Genomic DNA, 252 nt, shown 5'->3' on the forward strand with positions numbered 1-252 from the left:
GGAAACGGCGGCCTTCCAGTCTTACCCCTTGGATAGTGCGGTTCGATCAACGCAATCAACCTCGACCATGGGACAACGCGCCTCATCTCATCGAGAAATTCCCGCTTGCGCGTGCGTTTCGTTGAAATGCGTATTTCGGATGAACGTGACCGGCCGTTTCGGGATCGTGACCGGCGATTTCGGCAACGTGACCGGTTATTTCGGGAACGTGACCGAGCGGACCGGATGGCTGGATTGGCGTTGCGCATGACA

1 pseudogene is annotated in these 252 nt (G+C 57.1%); it reads right to left on the reverse strand.

From position 1 onward, the window contains the following. Positions 1–134 (reverse strand): annotated as a pseudogene (locus tag AB4Y34_RS42480) (IS5/IS1182 family transposase); the annotation flags it as partial. Positions 135–252: the final 118 nt, after the last annotated feature.

It is taken from the genome of Paraburkholderia sp. BR10954, from assembly GCF_040965775.1.
Classification (GTDB): Bacteria; Pseudomonadota; Gammaproteobacteria; order Burkholderiales; family Burkholderiaceae; genus Paraburkholderia; species Paraburkholderia youngii.